The sequence below is a fragment of the Bacillus sp. GMs2/2 genome (genome assembly GCF_050172095.1).
Lineage (GTDB): Bacteria > Bacillota > Bacilli > Bacillales > Bacillaceae_G > Bacillus_A > Bacillus_A cereus.
The window spans coordinates 1-6,231 of sequence record NZ_JBNLYE010000244.1 but is presented as its reverse complement, the minus strand read 5'-3'; the positions used below and the strand labels follow the sequence as shown (position 1 = coordinate 6,231).

Here is a 6,231-nt window from a genome sequence, read left to right as displayed (position 1 = left end):
AAATTGCTTATAGATTCTATGTCTTGTATAAACAATTGTTGTTCGTAAGATGTCTGAGGGAAAAACAATGTTAATTTCCCCTTTAATATGGAAGAAAATAAGTTTTTTAGACTTCCATGAATATGAAATTCCCCGTTTTCATTTATAATATGAAATTGGTCAGTCTCAATTGAGTACGGAATCTTATTAGATATGAATTTGGATGTATGACTAGTAATATCGTTATAGATTTCTTCCACTTCATCTTTGCTATCATGGGAACATAAAGTATAATAGTGCGTTTTTGTTATACATTTTTCTTTATCATTCCGTTTAAATATTACCGCTGGCATCCATCTTAATCCAAATAGGATACGCTCTATATTTCCTTTCCATATAAATCCAATATTAATATTTTGCGATTCAAACAATGTATAATTTCGCTCATACATGTTTGGATGACTAGGTAGATCAAATTGATTTACAAATTCATAGTCATGTAGTGCATATGGATACTCACCATATACCATAGGTTTAGAAACTAGCCCACTCTTTAGTGGTACCGTCATTTTCGCATCATATAACATGCACCAAGGATATATTTTTATATATTTTCCTTCCTGTGCGAAATCATTTATTTGAACTATCTTATCTGACAAAAAACAAATGCTTCTCTTTAATCTTGTGACCTCATGAGTAATTTCAAAACATGAATCAGATGTTATTTCCCATGACAGCTCATTTACTTTCGGTTCTTTTACTGCATTTAAAAATGGATAATCTAGATCTGGCCATGCTTCTTTTGCCAATAATTGCTGCTTTCTAAGGTCATATATATATAAACAACCAGTACTTTTACTTATTTGTACAGTTATATACATATTTTCTAGAACTAAGTATTCTTTTGTTTCATAAACATGATTTTTCCCATGCGCATGAATCGGAATTATTGCCTTTAATGCCCCAATATTTTTATTTTGATGACTAACAGCCGAAAATGTCATATTAGTGATACCAATTTTTTTAGGATTCAATACAATAATGTGATCCTTTATTTCACCCGGCTCTATGATACAGATTTGGTGTTTTTCTAGCGGTATGAAATCTAGTATTTTCGAGTTTTCTTGTTGAATAAGTAGTTTGTAAATTAATCTATCTAAAGAATTATTTTTTACATTAACGATACATGCAGATTCTTTTCCATTAATTAACTTAGGATAATTAGCAACATTTACTTCTAACGGATTTGCTATGGTTACTCCAAAATGAACAGATAATTCTAGTTCTTTTGCTTTTAACTTAGTAACAAGCTCTCCCTCTATTTCCTTATTTACTGTTATAACTTCTTCCCACTCGTACTTTTTATTTGGATAAAAAGTTTTCTTTAAATCAATTAAGTAATCTTTCCCTATCTTCGATGAAATACTAGCTTCAAGAGGATTCGGAAAATGGTGTTCATATACATAACAGATGTGAATCTTCTCTCCAACGATTAAATTGTTTCCTTCTAAAATATAACTAGTGAATCGTACTTGTTCTGTTTCTACCTCAGTAATCTTTTCACTTTTTATATCGACCCAACAATTCACATCTTTTGCTCCAAGATTAATAGCATATTTTACAACTTCAATTCCATTTTTTGTTATGGCGTTACTCTGAATAGAACGTAAGGATTTCAATCCCCTAACTGTTTTCCAACCTCTAGATAACCATATATCTTGGTCACTTTTTGAAATAATCGGTTTAAATGCATCTAATAGATAACTAATAACATAAGGTAAATAGCTCCTTAAATTCAAGTAGCCATCATAGTCTATATACGACCTACTTGTTTGATATAACCCCACTCTTTTATAGAGTGCCATGGCTACTTTATCTTCCGGATTCACTTCTGTGTCAATATACTTAATATCTTGTTGGATAAGATTTTTAATTGCATAAGCAAATAATTTATCTGGTATATTTCCCGAACGAAATTCTGGATGGATTAAAAAGAATCCTGCCCAGGTTCCATCTGAAACTGCTGCTCTTTGACCTGACAAACTAGAAAATAATAAGGTGGCTATAATTTCATTTTCATATTCAGCAATTAAATATAACTGTATCTTCCGCTCTCGAAATAATTGCTTGATGTCTTGCTTATTTAAGGGATACCCATATTTAATAGGTCCATATTGATATTTATTATAAAAGTGAGCTAACTTTTCACTATCTGCCTCTGTACACTCACGAACTTGAACATCTATACCATGGATCATATTTCCTCAACTCTTTTAGAAACTTGAATACTACCAGTAGCAACTTTCTTTTTATCTACATAAGCCGTGATTTCTACTTGTGAGATTACCCCAAGTGATCTTCCAATTTGGACATGTAATTCTAGCTGGTCTCCTGGTACTACAGGTTTTAAAAATTTCATATTACGTACAGAAACTAAATAACCCACATATGAACTGGGATCTATTTTAGGTGAACATGCGCCATGTGCATCTATTTTTGCTAGTTCTCCTGTAACATAAACAACAGCCGTCATTTGTGCCAAAGCCTCAATAATTAACACTCCAGGCATAATTGATTCATTTGGAAAGTGCCCTTCAAAAAAGGGTTCACTTATTGTTACATTTTTAATACCAATTCCACTCTTTCCTGGCTCAAGTTGAATAACTTTATCTAAGAAAAGGAATGGCCATTTATGTGGTAAGATATTTCGGATTTGATCTGCATTTAATACCGGTCTCACTTCACATCATCCTCCCTATTTTCTTCAATAAAATCAGCAATTTTATTAATGGAACCCAGTACTGCCATATTCTCGTCATACACTGCAACTCCAAATTCCTCTTCAATTGCCAGAAATAGCTCTAATGCATCCAAGGAATCCACTCCTAAGCCTCTTCCGAATAATGGCTGATCATCAGTAATGAAATGCGGTTCGATTTCTAAATCTAATCTCTCAGTAATAATTTCTTTAATTCTAGTAGTTAATTGTTTTCTTTTTGCAGCAATAATTTTTGTTTCTACATACGTAAACATCTGTTTTCCCCATTTCCTTGTTTAACTCAAAATTCGTCATTTAATCATCTATTGTTTAGCCATTAACTAATCCACCATCCACTGTAAAAACTTTCCCAGTGATATAACTTGCATAATTAGAGGATAAAAATGTTGTTAGATGTGCTACCTCTTTAGGTTCCCCAATTCTGCCAAGCGGCACTAGTTCTAACATCCTTTTTAATGTTTGTTGATCCATTCCTTTTGTCATATCTGTTTGTATAAAACCAGGTGCAACTGCATTAACCCTAATGCCGAATTCCCCACCTTCTAATGCTAAGGTCTTGGTTAAAGAAATAACCCCACCCTTTGAAGCAGAGTAATTACATTGCCCCCTTGCACCCGTTATTCCACTTGTCGACGTGATATTTACTATAGAACCTCTTTTCTGTCTCATCATGATTCTTAATGCTTGTCGACAACAAAGAAAAGTTCCTTTTAAATTTAAATCAACCACATGATCCCACTTTTCCTCGCTCATCATTGCAGCAAATCCATCATTAATAACTCCTGCATTATTTACTAAAATATCTATTCTTTTTTCCTTTGAGCGTATGTGTTGAAACAATTTATGAATAGAATCTTCATTTGTAATATCTACATGCATAGGAAATGCCTTTCCACCTTTTGCTTCTATAGTGTTGGCTATTTCATTTGCTGATTTTTGATTACTTTGAAACGTAAAGTAAACAGTTAAGCCCTGATTGGCTAGGTCCATTGTTATTGCTTTACCAATGCCTCTTGATCCTCCGATAACTAATGCCACTTCGTTTCCATTAAACATAAACCTGTTCCTCCTTAAATTCTTTCTCTATCATAGTAAGACTTCTTTTTAAATACATCGGTGTTTCTGTAGAGGATACAGATATGTTCTGTTTAAAGGAGCGACATAACTTGGTTAACGTATTTCCGGGACCTACTTCTATAAAGTGTTTCGTACCATTATTCAATAAAGTATAGATAGTATCTTGCCACATAACTGGATCTACACATTGTCTTTTTATATCTTGTAAAATATTGATTCTATCTGTAGTTGGTTTTCCTGAACAGTTTAAAACAATTGGTATTTGGGCACTTTTTAACGAAAATAAATTTAAATACTCCTTAAACTCAAGAACCATTTCTTCCATTAAACGCGAATGAAATGCATGACTAGTTGAGAGTATTTTAGTTTTTATACCATTTTTTTGATCTAATACCTTTTGAAACCTAAGAATGCTCTTACTCTCTCCAGAAAAAATAACCTGTGTAGGGGAATTATAGGCAGCAATATCAATTTCATATTGTTTAGATTCCTCTATAACTTCAAATAATGTTTGATAAGTATTCGACACAACCCCTAACATGCATCCCTCTCTCTTTACATTACTCATAAGTTGACCGCGCTTTCGTACAATGGATAGCGCATCTGAAAATTGTAAAGAACCTACTTCTACTAGCGCAGAAAATTGTCCTAAGCTATGACCGGCCACTTTAGATGGTCTTATACCGTTCAAATGTAAAAGCCTTGATATTCCTGTGCTTACCGTGAGAATAGCTGGTTGTGTAACACTTGTTTCTATTAATTTTTCACTTGGCCCATATAAACATAATTGCTTTAAATCAAATCCAAGCGTATCATTTGCTTCTTCAAATAATGGTACAAATATGTTTGGGTATTTATCTAAATACCCTTTACACATCCCTACTGATTGGGACCCTTGTCCTGGAAAAATAAATGTAATCATATGACACCCCCGCTATTTTCAAATTGAATCTTTTCTAAAATTTCTTCTGGTAATCTACTAATTAATTGATTATTCGACCGTGTTAAAACATGTTTTGAAAATCCTTCCGCTAGCAAAACTCGGCATCTCTTGCGGAATAATTTATAAACAAATTCTATATAAATTTTACTTTCATTCTTAAGATAGGTTTCTACAATTAAGTCGTCTTGAAAACGAGCTGATTTTTTGTAGGTACATCTTATATCAATAATTGGAAAATACAATTTTTCCTGTTTTAAATACTGGTTTATACCTGTCATATCTAGCATTTGAAACCTACCCAGCTCAAACCAATGAAAATAATGAGAATGGTGAGCAATTCCCATAGGATCGCATTCCCCAAAACGAACATTCACCTCATTTTTTACTAAGTACACTTATTTCACCTACTTTTCATAAGAACGTCGAAATTTTTGTATGGAGATTGTTAAAAATAAAATTCCCATACCAATTAATGCAGCTGATGGAATAAGAACAGAGGAGAATTCTTTGTTATATACTAATAAATCGTTAAAGCCTCCCATTGCCCAGGCTGTAATCGTAATATGCGCTAGGTTTTGCATCCATTCAGGCTCTATATAAAGTGGCCACCAAGATCCACCTAAAGCAGACATGGTTAACACGATTAAAATTGAAATACCATTTGCTTGGGATCTTGTTTGACATATAGAGGCTAATAAAATTGCTAGGCTTGAAGCTGCAAATGCAGTACATATCACTAGTAATATAATTCCTAATACACTTTTCCCTAGCCACATTCCAAATACAAAATGTCCTACGCTAAAAAGGACTGCACATTGAACAATAGCTGTTATAAAGCATGAGAGCATCTTTCCAAAAATGATTGATAATGTATTAATAGGTAAAGTAAGAATTTTTCTTAACGTTCCATTCTCTCTCTCTTCTACTAATGCACCTGCAGCTGCAGCAGTACCTAAAAGTACAAACATTACGGCATATCCCGGTACATTAGATTCAAATGGAGTAGGTTTATGTTCATTATCTGATGCTAATTCTTTAAACTCTACTTTCACATTTACTTCCATTTGGGCAGAGGCTTGTTTTACAATCTCTTTAGTCATATCTCTTTGTATTTCTGACACAATTTGAGTTACAGCATTTGAAACAACACTTGGAATAATGCGATCAACTTCATCTTCTATGATGATGACTTTGGCCTCTGTCCCTGAATATACATTTTGTGTGAAATCCTTAGGGATGACGATTGCCGCTTTTTTAGTTTGAACTTCCTTTTTTACCTGTTCTTCTGTATATGCTTTCTTTTTACCATTTAGTTCATAAGTTTCTTCTATCTCAAGGGCAGGGATTTTTTTCAATTCCTCAATAACCCTTTTAGAAAGTTCTCCATTATCATTTACTACTATAGGAATCTTGAATTTTTCTGTCTTACTATCAAATACATTTGATAATGCAA

At 33.0% G+C, this 6,231-nt stretch carries 7 protein-coding genes; all 7 read right to left on the bottom strand.

What is annotated here, in order from left to right; all coding sequences use genetic code 11:
- Positions 1-2,237, bottom strand: a 2,237-nt coding sequence (locus ACQGS6_RS21295) for an N-acetyltransferase family protein (protein WP_426965550.1), incomplete at its 3' end; no start/stop codon positions are given.
- Positions 2,234-2,719 (bottom strand): 3-hydroxyacyl-ACP dehydratase FabZ, encoded by a 486-nt coding sequence (fabZ, locus tag ACQGS6_RS21290; protein WP_001247960.1) that lies wholly within the window; start codon positions 2,717-2,719, stop codon positions 2,234-2,236. The genes fabZ and ACQGS6_RS21295, both read right to left, overlap by 4 nt.
- Entirely contained in the window at positions 2,716-3,012 is a 297-nt protein-coding gene (locus tag ACQGS6_RS21285; protein WP_000495740.1) for an acyl carrier protein, read from the bottom strand. The genes fabZ and ACQGS6_RS21285 overlap by 4 nt, the downstream gene beginning before the upstream one ends.
- A 55-nt stretch (positions 3,013-3,067) precedes the next feature.
- Positions 3,068-3,814: a 3-oxoacyl-[acyl-carrier-protein] reductase gene (gene fabG, locus ACQGS6_RS21280; protein WP_000481738.1), complete on the bottom strand. Its 747-nt coding sequence runs from the start codon at positions 3,812-3,814 to the stop codon at positions 3,068-3,070.
- Entirely contained in the window at positions 3,807-4,757 is a 951-nt protein-coding gene (locus ACQGS6_RS21275) for an ACP S-malonyltransferase (RefSeq protein WP_426965549.1), read from the bottom strand. The genes fabG and ACQGS6_RS21275 overlap by 8 nt, the downstream gene beginning before the upstream one ends.
- Positions 4,754-5,173, bottom strand: a complete 420-nt coding sequence (locus ACQGS6_RS21270) for an acyl-CoA thioesterase (protein ID WP_000281617.1) — start codon at positions 5,171-5,173, stop codon at positions 4,754-4,756. The genes ACQGS6_RS21275 and ACQGS6_RS21270 overlap by 4 nt, the downstream gene beginning before the upstream one ends.
- Before the next feature lie 9 nt (positions 5,174-5,182).
- Positions 5,183-6,231: ABC transporter permease (locus ACQGS6_RS21265; protein WP_426965548.1), on the bottom strand; the 1,049-nt coding region annotated here is incomplete at its 5' end.

What these genes read in the sequence shown, in the direction of transcription:
- ACQGS6_RS21285 (WP_000495740.1), bottom strand. Translation starts at nt 3,012, where the DNA reads ATGTTTACGTATGTAGAAACAAAAATTATTGCTGCAAAAAGAAAACAA.
- fabG (WP_000481738.1), bottom strand. Translation starts at nt 3,814, where the DNA reads ATGTTTAATGGAAACGAAGTGGCATTAGTTATCGGAGGATCAAGAGGC.
- ACQGS6_RS21275 (WP_426965549.1), bottom strand. Translation starts at nt 4,757, where the DNA reads ATGATTACATTTATTTTTCCAGGACAAGGGTCCCAATCAGTAGGGATG.